Raw genomic sequence first — 17,136 nt, forward strand, 5'->3', positions numbered from 1 at the left:
CGGAGCACCACGATGAGACGCCCGGCGTACGCGGCGTTCGGCCTGGCGGCGGCGTTCGCCGTGACGGGCGGCGCCGCCCCCCACGTCGTCCACGGCCCGAGCACCGGGCCGTTGGTCCGCACCGGCGACGTGGACCTGCTGGAAGACGTGCTGGAGCACATCAGCACCACGTCGGACGGACGCACCGCACACCAGACCTACCACTGGACAGAACCGGCGAGTTGAGGGCAGGACCGGTCACTCCGGCGGCGCCCCGCCGGCGACCGCCAGCCGGTACGTCCGTGCGGCCAGTTCGCTGATCCGTACGCCGTCGAAGCCGAACACGGCCGTACGCAGGCGGTCGTGCAGCGGTTCCGTCCACTGCGGCGGGATGGCCGCCGCACCGCACAGCACGCCCGCGACCGAACCGGCCGTCGCGCCGTTGGAGTCGGTGTCCAGGCCGCCGCGTACGGTCAGCCCGATCGTCGAGGTGAAGTCGCCCTCGCCGTAGAGCAGCCCGGCGGTGAGGACGGCGGCGTTGCGGACGACGTGGATCCAGTGCAGGTGGCCGAGTTCGCGCTCCATCTCGTCGAGCGTGTCGGACCACCCGGCGCCTGCTTCGTACAGTGCCGCGGTGTGCCGCACCGTACGGGCCAGCCGGCTGCTCGCGGGGATGCGGGCCAGCGCCGCCTCCACGGCCTCGCGCGGACCGCTCGCCTCGAACGCCGCCGCGATCAGCGCCGCCGCCCACATCGCGCCGTACACGCCGTTTCCGGTGTGCGAGAGGACCGCGTCCCGGCGGGCCAGCGCGGCCGCCCGGCGGGGCTGCCCGGGTGACACCCAGCCGTAGACGTCCGCCCGGATCAGCGCGCCGATCCACTCCTGGTACGGGTTGTCGGTGGTGGCGGCGAGCGGGGGATGGATGCCGGCGGCGAGGTTGCGGTACGTGGCGCGCTCGGCGGTGAAGGTCTGCAGGTACGGCAGCCGGCGCAGCCAGAGAGTGCCGACCTGTTCGGTGGTGAAGTCCGTGCCGTGGGTCTCCAGCAGGTCCAGGACGAGCACGGAGTAGTCGACGTCGTCGTCGCGGCAGCTGCCGTCGACCCCGCCGCGTACGCACTCCCGCCACTCCGGGCGCAGCTCCGCGGCGTCCCCGGCGCTCGGCGGCGGGGGAGGTAGTCGGCGAGCGGCAGCGCGCCGGCGCGGCGCAGGTAGCGGTCGATGCGCTCGCGGGTCCAGAGGTCACCGCGTTCGACGGGCTTGCCGAGCATGTTCCCGGCGATCCGGCCGAGCCAGCCGCCGTGGATCCGGTCGGCCAGGCCGGGCCGCGGAGCGGTCGGGGCGGCACTGCTGTGCGACGGCTTCATGCCTTCAGGTGTACCGAAGACCGCCGGGGTGCGTGCGGACGCGAACACGCCGACCCGGGACGCCGTGCGCGGAGCCGGGGTACCGTACGACCGTACGGAAGCGGAAAAAAATATCCGCTTCGCGGAAAACTGGAGCGGTGTCTCTGTTCTCCCCGTCCGCCGCCGGATAGGGTCACAGCGGCGCGACTGCAGTTCGACGGCAAGGGGAGTCAGGGTGGCGGACGTGGACGCAGCAACGACAGGGGCACCGGCAGCACACGTGCTGATCGCCGCGGACAAGTTCAAGGGCTCGCTGACGGCCGTCCAGGTCGCCGAGCACGTCACGGCCGGCCTGCGGCGTGCCGTACCGGAGCTGTCCGTGGCGGCCGTCCCGGTCGCCGACGGCGGCGACGGCACGGTCGCGGCGGCGCTGGCCGCCGGCTTCGCCCGGCACGAGGCGCGGGTCACCGGGCCCACCGGTACGCCCGTCACGGCCACGTTCGCGCTGAGCGCCGACGGTACGGCCGTGGTGGAGATGGCCGAGGCGTCCGGCCTCCAGCACCTCCCGGAGGGTGTCTTCGCACCGCTCACGGCCACCACGTACGGCACGGGAGAGCTGCTGCTCGCCGCGCTGGACGCGGGTGCCCGGAACATCGTGTTCGGCGTGGGCGGCAGCGCCACGAACGACGGTGGCGCCGGCATGCTCGCCGCGCTCGGCGCGCGCTTCCTGGACCGTGCGGGCGAGCCCGTCGCGCCGGGCGGCGGACCGCTCGCCGGCCTCGCGACCGCGGACCTCAGCGGCCTGGACCCGCGACTGGCCGCCACGGAGATCGTGCTGGCCAGCGACGTGGACAACCCGCTGACCGGACCGAAGGGCGCACCCGCTGTCTACGGGCCGCAGAAGGGCGCGAGCGAGGCGGACGTCGCCACGCTGGACGCGGCGCTGGCCCACTACGCGAAGGTACTGGAAGCGGCGGTGGGCCCGAAGGCCGCCGAGTACGCGGTGGCGCCCGGCGCGGGGGCCGCGGGCGGCATCGGCTACGGCGCGCTCGTCGGGCTGGGCGCCCAGTTCCGGCCCGGCATCGACGTCATGCTCGACGTGCTCGGCTTCGGCCCGGCCCTGGAGCGGGCCACGTTCGTCATCACCGGCGAGGGCTCGCTGGACGAGCAGACGCTGCACGGTAAGGCGCCGGCGGGGGTCGCTGCCGCGGCGCGGGCCCGTGGGCTGACCGTCGTCGCGGTCTGCGGACGGCTGCTCCTGCCGCCGTCGGCGCTCCTCCAGGCCGGGATCGAACGCGCGTACCCGCTGACGGCGCTGGAGCCGGACCCTGCGCGCTGCATGGCCCTCGCGGGCCCGCTCCTTGAGCAGGCGGCGGAGTCCCTCGCCCGGGACTTCCTGGCCTAGCCCCGTCAGGGGCGCGGGGGGAACTGCGCGCCCGGCCCACACGCTCCCGCAGGGGCCACCGGCCTCGCGGGGCCGGTCCCGTCGTGGGCCCACTGCGGCGCCGCAGTGGTCGCTCGCGCAGTTCCCCGCGCCCCCTGGGCGCCGTTCGCGGCGGCGGCCCCCACAACGCCGGAGGCCCGGTACGAACCTTGGGTTCGTACCGGGCCTCCGTACGTCGGTCACCCGCCGCCGGAACTTACGGCAGCTGCGCTGCCCTCGCCTCGCGGCGGTTGTCCCGGAACGTGTTCACCCGGCGGGCCGTCGCGAAGAGCGGGATCATCGCGCCCGTCACGATCTGGAGCGCGCAGCCCGTCTGCAGCAGCAGCTGGCCGCCCGGCGCGTCGAGCGCCCACGCCGCGAGCAATCCCATGCTCAGCACGATCCAGGAGAGCACCGCCACCGCGAGCCGCCCGCGCGGCTTCGGGTACTCCACCCGGCTGACCATCAGCCACGCGACGCCGATGATGGCGAGCAGCGTGGGCAGGAAGGGCAGCTCCAGCAGCACGATCGCGACGACGGTGAGCGCCCCGAAGGGGCCCGGCATGCCCTGGAACATGCCGTTCGGTACCGGTACGCACGAGAAGCGCGCCAGGCGGAGGATCACCGCCAGCAGCACCACCACCGCCGCGACCACCGACACCCGCTGGTTCGCGTCCTGGGCGACCATGCCCCAGGTCACGACGAAGTACGCGGGTGCCAGGCCGAAGCTGATCAGGTCGGAGAGGTTGTCGAGCTCGGCCCCCATCGCCGAGGCCCGCAGCTTGCGTGCGACCAGGCCGTCGAACAGGTCGAAGACCGAGGCCAGCAGCATCAGGATCACGGCCATGGCGGCGCTGTGCCGCGCCATGCCGCCGTCGTCCATGCCCGTGAGGTGCGGGATGAGGACGCCGGTGGTCGTGAAGTAGACGGCCATGAAGCCGCAGATCGCGTTGCCGAGGGTGAGCGTGTCCGCTATCGACAGCCGCGTGGACAGCGGCATGTCGTCGTCCTCCTCTTCCTCGGCCACCCAGCCCGCCTGGGTATCGGGATCAATCACGGTCAAGACGAGTCACCCCCGCTGTGGTGGCCTGGCCGACCTCGACCGCGGCCTCGACGCCCTCGGGCAGGTACACGTCCACGCGCGAGCCGAAGCGGATCAGACCGATGCGCTCGCCCTGCTCGACCTTGGTGCCCTGCGGGACGTAAGGAACGATGCGGCGGGCCACCGCACCGGCGATCTGCACCATCTCCACGTCACCGAGCTCGGTGTCGAAGTGCCAGACGACCCGCTCGTTGTTCTCGCTCTCCTTGTTGAACGCGGGAACGAAGCCGCCGGGGATGTGCTCGACGGACGTGACCGTGCCGGCCAGCGGGGCGCGGTTCACGTGGACGTTCAGCGGGCTCATGAAGATCGCGACGCGGGTGCGTCCGTCCTTCCACGGCATGATGCTCTGCACCACGCCGTCGGCCGGCGAGATGACGCGGCCCTGCGCGATGTCGCGCTCGGGGTCGCGGAAGAACCACAGCATGCCCGCCGCCAGGGCGGTGGTGGGCACGGCGACGGCGGCCCAGCGTCCCGAGCGCCGGGAGCGGGCCAGGCTGACCGCTGCCGTCGCGACGGTCGGCAGGAGCCACGGCGACGCTCCGCGCGCGAGGCGGACGCGACCGCGGTGAGCAGAGGATTGGCTGTGGGGCATGGATGACCTTCGTAGCGGAGGATGCCGCGTAGGAATGGGGGACGCGCGGCTTTCCGGGGATGCTATCGGTTGCGAGCGGCAACTGGCCAAGAGCCAACGCCAATCCGTGGCCGAAGTGCCGTGACGGGGTGTGATCTTCTTCTCGAAGAAAACACCCCGAAACGGACATTTAGCCCTGGATTCGGTACTCCTCCAGTAGCCGGCGCCCAATGATCATTTTCTGGATCTCAGCGGTACCTTCACCGATGAGCAGCATGGGCGCCTCGCGGTACAGGCGTTCGATTTCATATTCCTTGGAGAAGCCGTATCCGCCGTGGATGCGGAAGGCGTCCTCCACCACCTCCTTGCAGTACTCGGAGGCGAGGTACTTCGCCATCCCTGCTTCCAGGTCGTTCCGCTGACCCGAGTCCTTCTTGCGGGCGGCGTTGACCATCATGGCATGGGCCGCCTCAACCTTTGTCGCCATTTCGGCCAATTTGAACTGGATGGCCTGATGCTGTGCGATCGGCTTGCCGAAGGTGTGGCGCTGCTGTGCGTACTCCACACCCAGTTCGAACGCACGCTGTGCGACGCCGCAGCCACGCGCCGCGACGTTCACCCGGCCGACCTCGACGCCGTCCATCATGTGATAGAAACCACGTCCGGTCTCGCCGCCGAGCACCCGGTTCGCGGGGATCCGGAGGTCCTGCATGATGAGCTCGGTCGTGTCGACGCCCTTGTAGCCCATCTTCTCGATCTTGCCCGGGATGGTCAGTCCGGGGCGCACCTCGCCGAATCCGGGCTCCTTCTCCACGAGGAACGTCGTCATCGACTTGTGCGGCGGCGTGCCTTCCGGATGCCCCTCGTCCGTCCGGCAGAGCACTGCCACCAGCGTCGACGAACCGCCGTTGGTGAGCCACATCTTCTGGCCGTTCAGGACGTACTCCGCGCCGTCCCGTACGCCCTTGGAGGAGATCGCCGAGACGTCCGAGCCGAGCGCCGGCTCCGACATCGAGAAGGCGCCCCGTATCTCACCGGCCGCCATCCTCGGCAGGAAGTGGTCCTTCTGCTCCTGCGTGCCGTGCTGCTTGAGCATGTACGCCACGATGAAGTGGGTGTTGATGATGCCGGACACCGACATCCAGCCGCGGGCGATCTCCTCGACCGTCAGGGCGTACGTCAGCAGCGACTCGCCGAGGCCGCCGTACTCCTCGGGGATCATCAGCCCGAAGACGCCCAGTTCCTTGAGGCCCTCGACGATCTGCGCCGGGTACTCGTCCTTGTGCTCCAGCTCGGTGGCGACCGGAAGGATCTCCTTGTCCACGAAATCGCGGACGGTGGAGAGGATTTCCCGCTGGATGTCCGTCAGGCCCTCGGTCTGTGCCAGGCGCGCCATGGCTACTTCTCCTTCGCCGCGGGGGTCTTCAGCTCCGGGCGGCCGGGCTGCTCGCCGCCGCGCTCCTTGATGTACGTGGCCGTCGGCACCATCACCTTGCGGCGGAAGACGCAGACGAGCGTGCCGTCCTGCTTGTAGCCCCTGGTCTCGACGTGCACGATGCCGCGGTCGTTCTTCGACTTCGACGGCGTCTTGTCCAGGACGGTCGTCTCGCCGTAGATCGTGTCGCCGTGGAAGGTCGGCGCCACGTGCTTCAGCGACTCGATCTCCAGGTTGGCGATGGCCTTCCCGGAGACGTCCGGCACGGACATGCCGAGCAGGAGGGAGTAGATGTAGTTGCCGACCACCACGTTCTTTCCGAAGTCGGTCGTGGACTCCGCGTAGTTCGCGTCCATGTGGAGCGGGTGGTGGTTCATCGTCAGCAGGCAGAACAGATGGTCGTCGTACTCGGTGACCGTCTTGCCCGGCCAGTGCTTGTACACGTCGCCGACGGTGAACTCTTCGTAGGTGCGGCCGAACTGCATGTCTTACGCCTCCGGGGCCTCGAACTTGCTGGTGCGCCGCATGCCCGCGGCCCGGCCCTTGCCGGCCACGACCAGCGCCATCTTGCGGCTGGCCTCGTCGATCATCTCGTCGCCGAGCATCGCGGAGCCCTTCTTGCCGCCCGCCTCGGACGTGTAGTACTCGTACGCGTCGAGGATCAGCTCGGCGTGGTCGTAGTCCTCCTGGGAGGGCGAGAAGACCTCGTTGGCCGCCTCGACCTGGCCCGGGTGCAGCACCCACTTGCCGTCGAAGCCCAGCGCCGCGGCGCGCCCGGCGACCTCGCGGAAGCCGTCCACGTTCTTGATCTGCAGGTAGGGGCCGTCGATCGCCTGGAGGTCGTTGGCGCGCGCCGCCATCAGGATCTTCATCAGGATGTAGTGGTAGGCGTCCGCCGAGTAGCCGGGCGGCTGCTCGCCGACGACCAGCGACTTCATGTTGATGGACGCCATGAAGTCGGCCGGGCCGAAGATGATCGTCTCGATGCGGGGCGACGCCTCCGCGATCTCGTTGACGTTGTTCAGGCCCCGGGCGTTCTCGATCTGCGCCTCGATGCCGATCCGGCCGACCTCGAAGCCCATCGTCTTCTCGATCTGGGTGAGGAGCAGGTCCAGCGCCACGACCTGCTGGGCGTCCTGCACCTTCGGCAGCATGATGCAGTCCAGGTTCGGGCCCGCGCCCTCGACGACCGTGATGACGTCCCGGTACGTCCAGTGGGTGGTCCAGTCGTTGACCCGCACCACGCGCGTCTTGCCGGTCCAGTCGCCCTCGTTCAGCGCCTTCACGATGTTGTGCCGGGCGTCCGGCTTGGCGAGCGGCGCGCAGGCGTCCTCCAGGTCCAGGAAGACCTGGTCGGCGGCGAGGCCCTGGGCCTTCTCCAGGAAGCGCGGGTTGCTGCCCGGGACCGCGAGGCAGGAGCGGCGCGGACGCAGACGGTTCACGGGGCTGGTCATGCGGGGACCTCCAGGGGGTCGAGCTTGTTCGCGGTACGGATCTCGTCGACGATACGGCCGATGATCTCCGTGATACCGAAGTCCTTCGGGGTGAAGACGGCGGCGACACCGGCCTCGCGCAGCGCTGCCGCGTCGGCCGAGGGGATGATGCCGCCGACGATGACGGGGATGTCGTCGACGCCGGTGCGGCGCAGCCGGGCCAGTACGTCCGGCACCAGCTCGGCGTGCGAGCCGGAGAGGATGGACAGGCCGACGCAGTGCACGTCCTCGGCGACGGCCGCCGAGACGATCTGCTCGGGGGTCAGCCGGATGCCCTGGTAGACCACTTCGAAGCCGGCGTCGCGGGCCCGTACGGCGATCTGCTCGGCACCGTTGCTGTGCCCGTCCAGCCCTGGCTTGCCGACCAGCAGGCGCAGCTTGCCGCTGCCCAGCTCCTCGGCGGTACGGGCGACCTTCTCGCGGACCGCCGCGAGCGGGCTGCCCTCCTCGGCGGGGACGGCCAGCGGGGCGCTGGAGACGCCCGTGGGGGCCCGGAACTCGCCGAAGACGTCCCGGAGGGCCCAGGCCCACTCCCCGGTCGTCACACCGGCCCTGGCGCACTCCAGGGTGGCCGCGAAGAGGTTGGTGTCCCCGGCCGCCGCCTTCTTCAGCGCCGACAGGGCCTCCTGGGCGCGGGCCTCGTCGCGGGCGTCCCGCCACTCGTGCAGCGCCCGCACCACCCGCGCCTCGTTGGCCGGGTCCACCGTCATGATGGCGGTGTCCAGGTCTGCGGTGAGCGGGTTGGGTTCGGTGGACTCGTAGCAGTTGACGCCGACGATCTTCTCCTCGCCGGACTCGATCCGGCCGCGCCGCTCCGCGTGCGAGGCGACCAGCTGGGACTTGAGGTAGCCGGACTCCACGGCGGCCATCGCGCCGCCCATCTCCTGGATCCGGTCGATCTCGGCCAGCGCCTCCTCGACCAGCGCGTCCACCTTCGCCTCGATCACGTGCGACCCGGTGAAGATGTCCTCGTACTCCAGCAGGTCCGACTCGTGCGCGAGGACCTGCTGGATGCGGAGCGACCACTGCTGGTCCCAGGGGCGGGGCAGGCCCAGCGCCTCGTTCCAGGCCGGGAGCTGTACGGCACGTGCCCGCGCGTCCTTGGAGAGCGTCACGGCCAGCATCTCCAGCACGATCCGCTGGACGTTGTTCTCCGGCTGCGCCTCGGTGAGGCCGAGGGAGTTGACCTGGACGCCGTAGCGGAAGCGGCGCTGCTTGGGGTTCTCGACGCCGTACCGCTCGCGGGTGATCCTGTCCCAGATGCGGCCGAAGGCGCGCATCTTGCACATCTCCTCGACGAAGCGGACGCCCGCGTTCACGAAGAAGGAGATCCGCGCGACGACGTCGCCGAACTTCTCCGCCGGCACCTGCCCGGAGTCCCGTACGGCGTCCAGCACCGCGACGGCGGTGGACATCGCGTACGCGATCTCCTGCACCGGCGTGGCCCCGGCCTCCTGCAGGTGGTAGCTGCAGATGTTGATCGGGTTCCACTTCGGGATGTGCGCCACCGTGTACGTGATCATGTCGGTGGTCAGCCGCAGCGAAGGCCCGGGAGGGAACACGTGCGTGCCCCGCGACAGGTACTCCTTCACGATGTCGTTCTGCGTGGTCCCGGACAGCTTGGAGATGTCCGCGCCCTGCTCCTCGGCGACCACCTCGTACAGCGCCAGCAGCCACATCGCGGTGGCGTTGATGGTCATCGAGGTGTTCATCTGCTCCAGGGGGATGTCCTGGAACAGCCGGCGCATGTCGCCGAGGTGGGAGACCGGGACCCCGACCCGCCCGACCTCGCCGCGGGCGAGCACGTGGTCGGGGTCGTAACCGGTCTGCGTCGGGAGGTCGAACGCGACCGACAGGCCGGTCTGGCCCTTGGCGAGGTTACGCCGGTACAGCTCGTTGGACGCCTCGGCGGTGGAGTGCCCGGCGTACGTCCGCATCAGCCACGGACGATCCTTCTGACGCTCAGTCATGTGTCTTCGCCCTCTTAGACGGTTCAGACGTTCCGGAAGCGGTTGATGGCGTCGAGGTGCTTCGCGCGCTTCTCGTGGTCGCGGACGCCCATGCCCTCCTCCGGGGCCAGCGCGAGGACGCCGACCTTGCCCTGGTGGAGGTTGCGGTGCACGTCGTACGCGGCCTGGCCGGTCTCCTCCAGGGAGTACGTCTTCGACAGCGTCGGGTGGATCTTGCCCTTGGCGATCAGGCGGTTGGCCTCCCACGCCTCGCGGTAGTTGGCGAAGTGCGAGCCGATGATGCGCTTGAGCGACATCCACAGGTACCGGTTGTCGTACTCGTGCATGTAGCCGGAGGTCGAGGCGCAGGTGGTGATGGTGCCGCCCTTGCGGGTGACGTACACGGAGGCGCCGAAGGTCTCACGCCCTGGGTGCTCGAAGACGATGTCGATGTCCTCGCCGCCGGTGAGCTCGCGGATGCGCTTGCCGAAGCGCTTCCACTCGCGCGGGTCCTGGGTCTGCTCGTCCTTCCAGAACTTGTAGCCCTCGGCCTTGCGGTCGATGATCGCCTCGGCGCCCATCTTCCGGCAGATCTCCGCCTTGTCCTCGCTGGAGACGACGCAGACCGGGTTGGCGCCGCCGGCCAGCGCGAACTGGGTCGCGTACGAGCCGAGGCCGCCGGACGCGCCCCAGATCAGGACGTTGTCGCCCTGCTTCATGCCGGCGCCGTTGCGGGAGACCAGCTGGCGGTAGGCGGTGGAGTTGACCAGCCCCGGGGCCGCCGCCTCCTCCCAGCTCAGGTGGTCGGGCTTGGGCATCAGCTGGTTGGACTTCACGAGCGCGATCTCGGCGAGGCCGCCGAAGTTGGTCTCGAAGCCCCAGATCCGCTGCTCGGGGTCGAGCATCGTGTCGTTGTGGCCGTCGGAGGACTCCAGCTCGACCGAGAGGCAGTGCGCGACGACCTCGTCGCCGGGGTGCCAGGAGTTCACGCCGGGGCCGGTGCGGAGCACGACGCCGGCCAGGTCGGAGCCGATGACGTGGTACGGCAGGTCGTGGCGCTTGGCGAGCGGCGAGAGCTTGCCGTAGCGCTCCAGGAAGGCGAAGGTCGACAGCGGCTCGAAGATCGAGGTCCAGACGGAGTTGTAGTTGACCGAGGAGGCCATCACGGCCACCAGGGCCTCGCCCGGGCCGAGCTCCGGCACCGGCACGTCCTCGACGTGCAGCGACTTGCGCGGGTCCTTCTCCTTGCTGGGGAGGCCGGCGAACATGTCGGCCTCGTCCTTGTGCACGGTGACCGCGCGGTACGACTCGGGGAGGGACAGGTTCGCGAAGTCCTCGCGGGTGCTGTCGGGCGCGGTGATCGCGTCAAGAATGTGGTTCACGGTGTGCCTCCGGCGAAGCCTGTTGAGGGAACGGCTTGAGGGAACGTCGGGGGTGGTGCGAAGGCGGTGCCGTCGGTTCGGCTGAGGTGGTGCTCGGCAGGCGCGGGTGTGCGCGGGAGGTTGCCTGTGACGCAGGCATCCGGGCGCGCGGACCAGTGGTACGCGGGGACAACCGGTACGCCGAAGATCGGGTGTACCGGCCGCCCGGACAACATCAACGTATGACACCGCGTGCCAGTCGACAAGGCACTGCGTGCCAACAATTTCCCTCAGATGACACCTGGGCGGCACGCATGAGCAACAAGAACCACCGCAAAGCGGACGATCCGGTGCTGTGAGGCGGGAGGGGGTGATGTTTGTTACTCGCGGGTCGCATGACGAAGCGCCGCCACGCCCAGGGCGTGACGGCGCTTCCGCGGTCCGCTGCTCAGCTGTTGTGCTCGCGCAGCGCCTTCTGGATCGTGCGCATGACCTCGCTGAGCGGGGCGTCCGTACGGGCCACCGTCACCAGTACCTCGCCCTCCCGGGCCGCCGTCGCGGCGGGTGGCGGGCTCGCGGGCGTACGGCCGGCCCCGATGCCCGTGCCGAACGTCTCGCGGACGATCGCGAAGGCGTGGTCGAGCTGCGCCTCCACGTCCCCCTGCGCGCCCGCCCGCAGCCAGCGCCGCAGTACGTGGTTGTGCGCGGTGACCACCGCGGATGCGGCGACCTCGGCCAGCAGCGGGTCGTCGTTGCCCTCGCGGTGCGCGCCCTCGTCGAAGTGGCCCAGGAGGTACCGGGTGAAGAGGCGCTCGTAGCGGGCCACCGAGGCGATCTCCGCCTCGCGCAGCGTGGGCACCTCACGGGTCAGGCGGTAGCGGGCCACCGACACGGCCGGCGAGGCCGCGTACATGCGCATGACTTCCTTGATGCCGCGGCACACCGTGTCCAGCGGGTTCTCGTGCGCGGGTGCCGCGTCCAGCACCGCCTCTGCCCGTACGAGGGTGTCGTCGTGGTCGGGGAAGATCGCCTCTTCCTTGGAGCGGAAGTGGCGGAAGAACGTCCGCCGGGCGACGCCCGCCGCCGCGGCGATCTCGTCGACTGTCGTCGCTTCGTAGCCCTTCGTGGCGAACAGTTCCATCGCCGCCGCGGCCAATTCGCGGCGCATCTTGAGCCGCTGGGCGGCCGCGCGGCGGGAGCCGGGGGTGGTGTCGTTTCCGTCGGAAGGCTGCGTACGAGCGGGCTGGGACATGTGGGGACGGTACTTCATATTCCCGCGGCCTGCGGCATTCGCCCGGGGAACGGGCGGCCGGAAGGCCGCGGGCGAGCCGCCCAGAGGGTCGAGCAGCCCGCCCCAGCCACCCCCGGCGTCAGCGCTTGGCGTACTCACGGAAGCCGCGGCCGGTCTTGCGGCCGAGGCAGCCCGCGGCGACGAGGTGCTCCAGGAGCGGCGCCGGGGCCAGGCCCGGGTCGCGGAACTCCTGGTGCAGCACCTTCTCGATGGCCAGCGAGACGTCCAGGCCCACCACGTCGAGCAGTTCGAACGGGCCCATCGGGTAGCCGCCGCCCAGCTTCATCGCGGCGTCGATGTCGTCCAGCGAGGCGTAGTGCTCCTGGACCATCTTCACCGCGTTGTTCAGGTACGGGAAGAGCAGCGCGTTCACGATGAAGCCCGCCCGGTCGCCGCAGTCCACGGGGTGCTTGCGGACCTTGGCGCACACGGCGCGCACCGTCGCGTGCACGTCGTCGGCGGTCAGCACCGTCCGCACGACCTCCACCAGCTTCATGGCGGGTGCCGGGTTGAAGAAGTGCACCCCGATGACGTCCTGGGGCCGCGAGGTGGCCCGCGCGCACGCCACGACCGGCAGTGAGGAGGTCGTGGTGGCCAGCACCGCGCCCGGCTTGCAGACCTTGTCCAGCGTCCCGAACAGCTGCTGCTTGATCTCCAGGTCCTCGGCCACCGCCTCGACGGCCAGGTCCACGTCGGCGAAGGCGTCCAGGGTGTCCGCCGGGGTGATCGCCGCCAGCGCCGTGTCCCGGGCCTCCTCGGTCAGCCGGCCCTTGGCCACCGACCGGTTCAGCGACTTCTCGACGCGGGCCTTGGCCGCCTCCGCCTTCTCCTGGCTGCGGGCCGCCAGCACGACCTGGAAACCGGACTTGGCGAAGACCTCCGCGATGCCGCTCGCCATCGTCCCGGACCCGGCCACGCCGACGCTGCGCACCGTGCGCGAGGCTGCCTGCTCGTGCCGGTCCGTGGGGCTCTCGGCGTCCGGCACGACCGTCGCGGAGCCGGGCGTCTCGTACGTGTAGAAGCCGCGGCCCGCCTTGCGGCCGGTCAGCCCCGCCTCGGCGAGCTGGCCGAGGATGGGCGCGGGAGCGTGCAGCCGGTCGTGCGAGGCCGCGTACATCGCCTCGAGCACCGTACGGGCGGTGTCGATACCGATCAGGTCCAGCAGCGCGAGCGGGCCCATGGGCAGGCCGCAGCCCAGCTTCATGGCCGCGTCGATGTCCTCACGGGTCGCGTACTTCGCCTCGTACATCGCGGCGGCCTGGTTCAGGTACCCGAAGAGCAGGCCGTCGGCGACGAAGCCGGGCCGGTCGCCCACCGCGATCGGGTCCTTGCCCAGCTCGCGGGCGAGCTCGGTGACGGCGGCGACGGCGGTGGGCGCGGTGAGCACCGAGGAGGCCACCTCGACCAGCCGCATGGCGGGCGCCGGGTTGAAGAAGTGCAGGCCGAGCACGCGCTCGGGACGCTGCGAGTCGGCGGCCAGCCGGGTCACCGAGAGCGAGTTGGTGCCGGTGGCCAGCACGGCGTCCGGGCGGACGATGCCGTCCAGCGCGGTGATGATCTGCCGCTTGAGCTCGTAGTCCTCCGGCACCACCTCGATCACCAGGTCCGCCTCGGCGGCGGCCTGCAGGTCGGAGAAGGTGCGGAACCGGGCCAGCACGCCGGCCCGCTCGCGCTCGGTGATCCGCTCGCGGCGCACGGCGCGGGCGGTGGACGATTCCAGTGCGGTGACGGCGCGGCGGACCGCGGCGTCGTCGATGTCGATGCCGATGACCTCACGGCCGGCGCGGGCGAGCACCTCGGCGATGCCGGTGCCCATCGTGCCCAGGCCGACGACGGCGACGGTCGCGATACCGGATGCGGCGGTGGCGGGGGACAGGGGCGAATCAGGGGTGGACGAGAAGCCCATCACGAGACTCCAGAGGGTGTTCCCCTGCGGGCAGGGGAGAAGTGACGACTGAGGGTGAGGCGCACACGCGGCCGACGCGGACGAAGGGCGCGTACGGAGGGAGCTGTGCGGCGGACCCTGTCCCGGGGTCGCTGCCGGTCACTCTGCTGTGTGTCGTGCTGTGCGGTGCCGAACCGACTTCACTCATGGCGGCTGCGTCACCAGGCCGCCGGAGCAGGGGTGCTGCTCGTACCGGCAGATTAACTCGCGGGTAATGGCAAGCGCCAGGGGGAAAAGGGGGAATTAATCTGTGGCGCGGGCCACGCCGAGGCAGCGGGGGAGGAGCATCGCAAATGGAAGACCAATTCCACGAGTTGACCGACCGGGTACGGGGCGAGCTGCGGTCACCGGCCGATCTCGTCACCTACGAACGCCTGCTGGGCCTCGCCCGCAAGAACACCCCGGCGGGCAGAGAAGAGCTGGCCAGAATGCTCACCGCCGTCGAGCGGCCCCTGTGGATCCGCGAGATCGCCGCCTTCTCGCTCGGCTGCGCCGGCGACCGCCGCGCCTTCGAGACGCTCGTCCTGCTGCTGAACTACCGCGACCCGGTCCGCTGCGCCACGGCCGCGCACGCGCTGGCCCGGCTCGGCGACCCCCGCACGGCGCGCGCCGCCGCGGCCCTCGCCACCAACCCCCTCCGCACCGCCTACGCCCTGCACCCCGTACGCCTGCTGGCCGACCTCCGTGCCCCCGAGTCCGTCCCGGCGCTGATCTCCACCCTCGAACGCCTCCTGACCCCGCACACCCCGTACTGGCGCGTCGCCCTGGCCTGCGTGGAGGGCCTGGGCGCGCTCGGCGACCGGCGCGCCGTCCCGGCCCTGACCTCGGCCCTGGACCACCCGCGCCTGGCGGCAGCGGCGGCGGCCTCGCTGGCACGGCTGGACGTCAGGCGCAGCAGGGGCAACGGGAAGGGCTGAGCACCTGCCGTGCCTCGGGGCGGGCCCGAGCCGGACTACAGGGGCCGCGCGTACCGGACCTCCGGTACGAGGGCGCCCGCGACTTCCTCGGCCTCCGCAGCGCCGTCCGGGGCGAAGCCCGCACGCTCGTAGAAGCGCCGCGCGCGGCTGTTGTCCCGGAGCACCCACAGGCGCATCCCGGAGTAGCCGTGCGCCCGGGTGAGGCCGAGCGACGCGTCCATCAGTGCGCGGCCGATGCCCGTGCCCACCTGCTCGGGCCGGACGTACAGGGCGTACAGCTCGGCCTGCGCGTCGTCCCGCCGGCCGGTCGCCGCGTCGCGGTACGGCCCGAAGGCGGCCCATCCCGCGACCGAACCGGCGCGCTCCGCCACGAGGTCGACCACCTCGGCGGGCGCCTCGGTGAAGAACTCCCGGCGCCGCTCGGTCTCTTCGGCGACGTCCAGCCCGTCGAGGTAGGCCTGCGGTACCAGCCCGGCGTAGGCCCACTGCCAGCCGCGGATCCTGATCGCGCAGACCGCGCCGATGTCGTCCTCGGTCATCCGTCGTATCCGCAGCTCACCCATGGGGGCAGGCTAGGTGCGCGGTGGCCCGGTGTCGTGGACGTTTCCGGGCCGGGCCGCCCGTGGGTTGACCTTGACGTAGGTGGCAGGGTTCCAGACTCGCCGGCATGAGCGAACAGCAACAGGAATGCGACGGGCGGGTCGTGGTGGTCACCGGAGCCGGGACCGGCATCGGGCGGGCCACCGCACGGGCCTTCGCGGCGGCGGGGGCGCGCGTGGTGGCCGTCGGGCGGCGGCCGGAGCCGCTGGCGGAGGCCGCGGCGGGCAGCCCCGGGATCACGCCGTACGCGGCCGACATCACCGCCGACGGGGCGGCGGACCGGATCGCGGACCACGTGGCCGGGACGTACGGACGGCTGGACGTCCTGGTCAACAACGCGGGGATCGTGCGGAGCGGGGCGCTGGGGTCCTTCACGGCGGAATCGATCGGGCCGCAGCTGGCGACCAACCTGGTGGCACCCGTGCTGCTGACCCAGGCGGCGCTGCCGCACCTGGAACGCGCCGGGGGCGTGGTGGTCAACATCTCGACGGCGGTGGGGCAGCGGGCCTGGCCCGGCAACGCCGTCTACGCCGCGAGCAAGGCCGGTCTGGACACGCTGACCCGCAGCTGGGCGGTGGAGCTGGCGCCGCGTGGCGTACGGGTGGTGGGCGTCGCGCCGGGCGCCGTCGAGACGCCGATCGGCGAACACCAGGGGCTCTCGGCGGACCGGCTGGCGGCCGTGCGCGCCTGGCAGCTCGCACACACCCCGCTGGGACGGCTGGGCCGTCCGGAGGAGGTGGCGGCCGCCGTGCTGCGGCTGGCCGCCCCGGAGGCCGCGTTCGTCACGGGCGCGATCCTGCCGGTGGACGGGGGAGCGATGGTGGCGTGAGCGGTTGCCCGGGCGGGGCCTGTGCCGCGGCCAGCGCGCGGGCCAGCCGGTCGCGGGCCTCGGTCTGGGCGGCGAGCCGCGCGTCGATCGCGGCCAGCCGCTCCCGGGCGATCCGCAGGCCCTCGGGGGACGGCGGCGCGGTCGTCATGTCGCCGTCCAGGCAGCCCGCGAAGCAGCGCACGTCGGCCAGCGTGAGCCCGGCGTCGAGCAGGTGCCGGATGTTCCGGACGCGCGCGACCGCCCGCTCGTCGTAGTCGCGGTAGCCGTTGGCCTCGCGTACGGAGCCGATCAGCCCCTCTTGTTCGTAGTGGCGCAGCGCCCGCGGGGTCGTCCCCGTGGCCGCGGCCAGTTCCCCGATCCGCACCGGAGCAGCGTACGAGGCGGGCCGCTCCGCGGCTAGTGACTCGCCTCGCATCATTGACCGGGTGATCGACGGGTGTCCCGTCGGCTGCGGGCGACCTACAACCGCTACGACGGGGTGATGCACATGCTCGCCGCCCTCGACCTGGCCACCGGCAAGATCTACTACCGGATCCGCCAGCGCAAGCGGTGGCGCGCATTCCTCGGCCTGCTCAAGGCACTGCGCAAGCGCTGGGCCGGGGAGAAGCTGTACATCGTGCTGGACAACTTCTCCCCGCACCGGCACGCCGAGGTCCGCACCTGGGCGGCTGATAACGACATCGAACTGGTCTTCTTACCGACCTACGGCTCGTGGTTGAACTGGATCGAGTCGGCCTTTGCGGCCCTGCGCTACTTCGCGTTGAACGGCACCGGCCACCGCACCCACGACGAGCAGAACGCCGCCATCGCCGCCTTCATACGCTGCCGGAACGGCCGCGCCGAGCCGAAGGTCCGCTTCGCGCCCGAGTCACCGATCCGGCAGCGGACCGAATAC

Annotated in this window: 15 protein-coding genes and 2 pseudogenes; 5 read left to right on the forward strand and 12 right to left on the reverse strand. The window is 71.2% G+C overall.

All coding sequences use genetic code 11. From position 1 onward, the window contains the following. Positions 1-12: 12 nt before the first annotated feature. Positions 13-225, forward strand: coding sequence for a hypothetical protein (locus tag AAC944_RS29110; RefSeq protein WP_030612976.1), 213 nt, complete (start codon positions 13-15; stop codon positions 223-225). 12 nt (positions 226-237) lie between these two features. Here the strand turns inward: AAC944_RS29110 and AAC944_RS29115 are convergent. Beyond that, a pseudogene (locus AAC944_RS29115) lies at positions 238-1,343 on the reverse strand (ADP-ribosylglycohydrolase family protein). 259 nt (positions 1,344-1,602) lie between these two features. Here AAC944_RS29115 and AAC944_RS29120 point away from each other — a divergent pair. Continuing rightward, positions 1,603-2,727 carry a glycerate kinase gene (locus AAC944_RS29120; protein WP_030612970.1) on the forward strand — a complete coding sequence of 375 codons (1,125 nt, stop codon included), beginning with the start codon at positions 1,603-1,605 and terminating at the stop codon, positions 2,725-2,727. A gap of 235 nt (positions 2,728-2,962) precedes the next feature. Here the strand turns inward: AAC944_RS29120 and pssA are convergent, their stop codons facing one another. The 9 genes from pssA to AAC944_RS29165 form a co-directional block, all read right to left on the reverse strand. Beyond that, on the reverse strand, positions 2,963-3,808 hold the full coding sequence (gene pssA / locus AAC944_RS29125) for a CDP-diacylglycerol--serine O-phosphatidyltransferase (RefSeq protein WP_030612967.1): 846 nt from the start codon (positions 3,806-3,808) through the stop codon (positions 2,963-2,965). Beyond that, positions 3,795-4,442 (reverse strand): phosphatidylserine decarboxylase, encoded by a 648-nt coding sequence (locus AAC944_RS29130; protein WP_030612964.1) that lies wholly within the window; start codon positions 4,440-4,442, stop codon positions 3,795-3,797. The genes pssA and AAC944_RS29130 overlap by 14 nt, the downstream gene beginning before the upstream one ends. 169 nt (positions 4,443-4,611) lie before the next feature. After that, on the reverse strand, positions 4,612-5,817 hold the full coding sequence (locus AAC944_RS29135; protein WP_030612961.1) for an acyl-CoA dehydrogenase family protein: 1,206 nt from the start codon (positions 5,815-5,817) through the stop codon (positions 4,612-4,614). A 2-nt stretch (positions 5,818-5,819) separates the two neighbouring features. Further along, on the reverse strand, positions 5,820-6,341 hold the full coding sequence (locus tag AAC944_RS29140) for a MaoC family dehydratase (RefSeq protein WP_030612959.1): 522 nt from the start codon (positions 6,339-6,341) through the stop codon (positions 5,820-5,822). A 3-nt stretch (positions 6,342-6,344) separates the two neighbouring features. Next, positions 6,345-7,310: an HpcH/HpaI aldolase/citrate lyase family protein gene (locus tag AAC944_RS29145; protein WP_030612956.1), complete on the reverse strand. Its 966-nt coding sequence runs from the start codon at positions 7,308-7,310 to the stop codon at positions 6,345-6,347. After that, a complete protein-coding gene (locus AAC944_RS29150) occupies positions 7,307-9,319 on the reverse strand; it encodes a protein meaA (protein ID WP_030612954.1) in 2,013 nt (670 codons plus the stop codon). The genes AAC944_RS29145 and AAC944_RS29150 overlap by 4 nt, the downstream gene beginning before the upstream one ends. Before the next feature lie 23 nt (positions 9,320-9,342). Then, positions 9,343-10,680: a crotonyl-CoA carboxylase/reductase gene (gene ccrA / locus AAC944_RS29155; protein WP_030612952.1), complete on the reverse strand. Its 1,338-nt coding sequence runs from the start codon at positions 10,678-10,680 to the stop codon at positions 9,343-9,345. Positions 10,681-11,107: 427 nt separating this feature from the next. After that, positions 11,108-11,911 carry a TetR family transcriptional regulator gene (locus tag AAC944_RS29160; protein WP_030612950.1) on the reverse strand — a complete coding sequence of 268 codons (804 nt, stop codon included), beginning with the start codon at positions 11,909-11,911 and terminating at the stop codon, positions 11,108-11,110. A 118-nt stretch (positions 11,912-12,029) separates the two neighbouring features. Beyond that, positions 12,030-13,856 (reverse strand): 3-hydroxyacyl-CoA dehydrogenase family protein, encoded by a 1,827-nt coding sequence (locus tag AAC944_RS29165; RefSeq protein WP_078888483.1) that lies wholly within the window; start codon positions 13,854-13,856, stop codon positions 12,030-12,032. A gap of 332 nt (positions 13,857-14,188) precedes the next feature. Here AAC944_RS29165 and AAC944_RS29170 point away from each other — a divergent pair, with 332 nt between their 5' ends. Further along, positions 14,189-14,812, forward strand: a complete 624-nt coding sequence (locus AAC944_RS29170) for a HEAT repeat domain-containing protein (protein WP_030612946.1) — start codon at positions 14,189-14,191, stop codon at positions 14,810-14,812. A gap of 35 nt (positions 14,813-14,847) precedes the next feature. On the opposite strand, the gene AAC944_RS29175 is transcribed toward AAC944_RS29170, so the two are convergent. Further along, positions 14,848-15,375, reverse strand: a complete 528-nt coding sequence (locus tag AAC944_RS29175) for a GNAT family N-acetyltransferase (protein WP_078888482.1) — start codon at positions 15,373-15,375, stop codon at positions 14,848-14,850. 104 nt (positions 15,376-15,479) lie between these two features. Between AAC944_RS29175 and AAC944_RS29180 the strand changes: the two genes are divergently transcribed. Next, the gene (locus AAC944_RS29180) at positions 15,480-16,241 is read left to right on the forward strand and encodes an SDR family NAD(P)-dependent oxidoreductase (RefSeq protein ID WP_030612943.1); all 762 of its coding nucleotides are present in this window, start codon (positions 15,480-15,482) and stop codon (positions 16,239-16,241) included. Here AAC944_RS29180 and AAC944_RS29185 read toward each other — a convergent pair. Next, on the reverse strand, positions 16,195-16,605 hold the full coding sequence (locus AAC944_RS29185) for a MerR family transcriptional regulator (RefSeq protein WP_030612940.1): 411 nt from the start codon (positions 16,603-16,605) through the stop codon (positions 16,195-16,197). The genes AAC944_RS29180 and AAC944_RS29185 overlap by 47 nt on opposite strands. A gap of 72 nt (positions 16,606-16,677) precedes the next feature. On the opposite strand from AAC944_RS29185, the pseudogene AAC944_RS29190 reads away from it, so the two are divergent. Beyond that, positions 16,678-17,001, forward strand: a pseudogene (locus AAC944_RS29190) (transposase); the annotation flags it as partial. Between the last annotated feature and the right edge of the window lie 135 nt (positions 17,002-17,136).

This window comes from Streptomyces sclerotialus (assembly GCF_040907265.1).
Taxonomy (GTDB): Bacteria; Actinomycetota; Actinomycetes; order Streptomycetales; family Streptomycetaceae; genus Streptomyces; species Streptomyces sclerotialus.

Coding starts and splice junctions, on each gene's coding strand:
- AAC944_RS29110 (WP_030612976.1), top strand. CDS start 13: ATGAGACGCCCGGCGTACGCGGCGTTCGGCCTGGCGGCGGCGTTCGCC.
- AAC944_RS29130 (WP_030612964.1), bottom strand. CDS start 4,442: ATGCCCCACAGCCAATCCTCTGCTCACCGCGGTCGCGTCCGCCTCGCG.
- AAC944_RS29135 (WP_030612961.1), bottom strand. CDS start 5,817: ATGGCGCGCCTGGCACAGACCGAGGGCCTGACGGACATCCAGCGGGAA.
- AAC944_RS29140 (WP_030612959.1), bottom strand. CDS start 6,341: ATGCAGTTCGGCCGCACCTACGAAGAGTTCACCGTCGGCGACGTGTAC.
- AAC944_RS29145 (WP_030612956.1), bottom strand. CDS start 7,310: ATGACCAGCCCCGTGAACCGTCTGCGTCCGCGCCGCTCCTGCCTCGCG.
- AAC944_RS29150 (WP_030612954.1), bottom strand. CDS start 9,319: ATGACTGAGCGTCAGAAGGATCGTCCGTGGCTGATGCGGACGTACGCC.
- AAC944_RS29160 (WP_030612950.1), bottom strand. CDS start 11,911: ATGTCCCAGCCCGCTCGTACGCAGCCTTCCGACGGAAACGACACCACC.
- AAC944_RS29165 (WP_078888483.1), bottom strand. CDS start 13,856: ATGGGCTTCTCGTCCACCCCTGATTCGCCCCTGTCCCCCGCCACCGCC.
- AAC944_RS29170 (WP_030612946.1), top strand. CDS start 14,189: ATGGAAGACCAATTCCACGAGTTGACCGACCGGGTACGGGGCGAGCTG.
- AAC944_RS29175 (WP_078888482.1), bottom strand. CDS start 15,375: ATGGGTGAGCTGCGGATACGACGGATGACCGAGGACGACATCGGCGCG.
- AAC944_RS29180 (WP_030612943.1), top strand. CDS start 15,480: ATGAGCGAACAGCAACAGGAATGCGACGGGCGGGTCGTGGTGGTCACC.